Raw genomic sequence first — 2,618 nt, 5'->3', positions numbered from 1 at the left:
CAGCCTTGTCGCCTGCTTGGGAGGCTTCTTGAGCCTTCTTTTCCCAATACTGTTCATAGCCCTGTACCCAGTTGGGCAGTTCCCAGCCGCCCTGCCCAATGATAAAGAGCGGGAAGATGTGTTCCTGATATTGGCGTTCCCTGTCGACCAATAACTTTTGCCAGCGATTGAAAAGCCACTCGTAATAGAATGCATCATCGTAATTCCCTGCCATAAACTGGTCAACGCGAATGAAATAAAATGCTCGGCTGGCGCGGTTGGGCAAAGGGACATCTGGTGCCATAAAGACATAGTACATGGCGGTCAAACGTTGTTGCCCATCCAGAACAATGTATTCGGCTTTCCCATTCTTGCCTGCATACCCATAAATCGGTTCGCAAGCCAGAGCCTCGAAATTTTTCTTGTCCCCTTTCCAAAGAAGCAGTCCGCCAATGTAGTAATCAAGAAAAATGGACCGCATCAAATCACGGATATCCCACGGTTTCCATTCAAATTCACGTTGAAAGTCTGGAATCACAAACCGGCCTTCTTTGAGTTTTTCTACCAGTGAATTCAGACTGATGTGATCAGGTTTTTGCGCGTCTCTCATTACATCTCTCCCAGAATCTCATCCATCAAACGGCGGGCTTCTTCTTCGGCGGCCAGCAGGTCAGCGCGGATTTCGTCCAGCGCGCGCAGCGGCTGGGGCTTGTAGAAGTAGCGGTTGAAGTTGATTTCGTAGCCGATTTTCACCTTGTCCGGCTCATACCAGGCGTCGGGCGCATAGGGCAGCACTTCGCGGCGCAAGAAGGCGTCGATGCCGCCTGCTTCCAGCAGGGGCACCTGCTCGGTGTCGCGCAGGTCGGGATCGGGTTCGTATTCCACCACCCGCGGTTGCCCCTTGATGTGCGCTTCGAACAGGCCATGCAACGGGTCGGGCAATGTGCCGCGCTTGTGAATCTTGCGGATGACCGGTGGGGCGTTCTCGTCCCGCTCGCCGCTGGCTTTCAATTCCTTGATTTCAGCGGTTTTGTAGGCGCGTTCCGGGTCAATCCCGCGAATGCGCAGCGGGCGTTCGACGGTCACCTTCCAGTAGCCGAAGGCTTCGTTGGGGAAAATCTTGCTGTGCTCGTTCTCTTCGAAGGCCAGGAAGGTCTCTACAATCCGGCGGATGTCGTCTTCGCCCAGTTCGCAGTTCTTCTTGCCCAGGTTCTTACGCAAGGGGCGATACCATTCGGTGGCGTCGATTAACTGCACCTTGCCGCGGCGGTGGGCCGGCTTGCGGTTGGTCAGCACCCAGATATAGGTAGCGATGCCGGTGTTGTAGAACATGTTGAGCGGCAGGGCCACGATGGCCTCCAGCCAGTCGTTTTCCAGAATCCAGCGCCGGATGTTGCTCTCGCCCTGCCCGGCGTCGCCGGTGAACAGGCTGGAACCGTTATGCACCTCGGCGATGCGGCTGCCCAGAGGCGTGTCGTGCTTCATCTTGTGCAGTTTGTTAACCAGAAAGAGCAACTGCCCGTCACTGGAGCGTGTCACCAGGCTGAACTCCGGGTCGCCATTGTGCTGGATGATAAAGCGCGGGTCGCTTAACCCTTTCTTGCCACCCATGCGCTCCAGCTCTGTCTTCCAACTCTTGCCATAAGGGGGGTTGGAGAGCATGAAGTCGAACTTCTTGTCAGGGAAGGCATCTTGTGACAGTGTTGAGCCATTGGCGATGTTCTCAGCCTCTTCGCCTTCGCCTTTGAGCAACAAGTCAGCGGTAGCGATAGCGTAGGTCTCTGGGTTGATTTCTTGGCCGAAAATGTGTATCGATACCGCCTTACCGCGTTGTGCTGCCAATTGTTGCAGGCGCTCGCTTGCCAGTGTGAGCATCCCGCCGGTGCCGCAGGCTCCGTCATACACCAGATAGGTGCTGGACTCAATCTGGTCAGCGATGGGCATAAATATCAAGTCAGCCATCAAAGTAACCACATCGCGCGGGGTAAAGTGCTCTCCGGCTTCCTCGTTATTCTCCTCGTTGAAACGACGGATTAGTTCTTCGAAGATTGTCCCCATGGCATGATTGTCCAGCCCAGGCAACACCACATTCCCTTCAGTATCCAGCACCGGCTCAGGAGAAAGGTTTATCTTGGGGTCGAGGAATTTTTCAATCAGTGCGCCGAGGATATCGTTTTCCACCAGGGTGGGGATTTGATTGCGGAACTTGAACTTATCCAGAATCTCCTGTACGTTGGGCGAAAAGCCGTCAAGGTAAGTACGAAAGTCGGCTTCCAGTTGCTGGCTAGTGGCGCGGCTGCGCAGGTCTCGCAAGGTAAAAGGAGATGTGTTGTAGAAGGCCTGCTTTGCAGCATGGCGCAGCGCCCCGTCCTGGTGGACCACATTGGCCTCGTCCAATTGCTCTTTTATAGCCAATACGTTGGCCTTGCTTGGTTCCAATACCGCGTCCAGGCGACGAATCACAGTCATCGGTAAGATGACATCCCGGTATTTGCCGCGCACATAAATATCGCGCAGCACATCATCGGCAATACCCCAAATGAAATTGATAATCCAATGAAGGTTGGTCTCCATAAATCTCCCTGATAATGTGGTGTGCGGGCCTAACCCCGGAATAGCACAAGTATACCCAAGAATCT

General features: G+C 54.2%; 2 protein-coding genes. Both read right to left on the bottom strand.

Annotated features, from left to right (window positions below; genetic code table 11):
- Positions 1-589: DUF262 domain-containing protein (locus D6694_10095; GenBank protein ID RMH40415.1), on the bottom strand; the 589-nt coding region annotated here is incomplete at its 3' end.
- Positions 589-2,553: an SAM-dependent DNA methyltransferase gene (locus tag D6694_10090; GenBank protein RMH40414.1), complete on the bottom strand. Its 1,965-nt coding sequence runs from the start codon at positions 2,551-2,553 to the stop codon at positions 589-591. The genes D6694_10090 and D6694_10095, both read right to left, overlap by 1 nt.
- Positions 2,554-2,618 lie beyond the last annotated feature (65 nt).

It is taken from the genome of Gammaproteobacteria bacterium, from assembly GCA_003696665.1.
Classification (GTDB): domain Bacteria; phylum Pseudomonadota; class Gammaproteobacteria; order Enterobacterales.
This window is presented reverse-complemented; position numbering and strand designations above follow the sequence as displayed.